At 74.5% G+C, this 646-nt stretch carries 1 protein-coding gene; it reads right to left on the reverse strand.

The genetic code is table 11. The features are described from left to right. On the reverse strand, positions 1 to 646 hold a 646-nt coding region (locus IE274_RS39170; protein WP_190120724.1), incomplete at both ends, for a polyketide synthase dehydratase domain-containing protein.

A 646-nucleotide genomic window follows, 5' to 3' on the forward strand; every position in this document is an offset into this window, starting at 1 on the left:
CAGCGAGTCGATCGAGACGACCGGCGCGCCCGCCCCGTCCACGACCGCCAGCGACACGCCGTCGTTCCCGGCGGGCGCCAACCGCACCCGCAGCACGCTCGCGCCGGAGGCGTGCAGACGTACGCCCGACCACGAGAACGGCAGCCTGCCGGGGCCGTCCGCATCGCCCATCAGACCGATGGCGTGCAGCGACGCGTCCAGGAGCGCCGGGTGCAGACCGAAGCCGCCTGCTTCCACGCCGTCCGGCAGGGCGACCTCGGCGAACACCTCATCGTCCTTGCGCCAGGCGGCCCGCAGGCCCTGGAACACCGGGCCGTAGGCGAATCCGCCGTCGGACATGCGGTCGTAGAGCCCGTCCAGGTCCACGGCCTCCGCCCCGGCAGGGGGCCAGACACCGGCGTCGGCGGACGGCACCTCGGCACCGGCCACGAGCACGCCGCTCGCGTGCCGGATCCACAGGTCCCCGTCGTCGTCCCGCGCGTGCACGGTCACCGATCGCCGACCGGACTCGTCCGGCACACCGACCCGCACCTGCATGCGCACGGCACCGCGCTCGGGCACCACGAGGGGTGCCTCCAGCGTCAGTTCCTCGACCAGGTCGCACCCGACCTGATCGCCCGCGCGCACCGCCAGCTCAAGGAACGCG

It is taken from the genome of Streptomyces flavofungini (assembly GCF_014650815.1).
GTDB lineage: Bacteria > Actinomycetota > Actinomycetes > Streptomycetales > Streptomycetaceae > Streptomyces > Streptomyces flavofungini.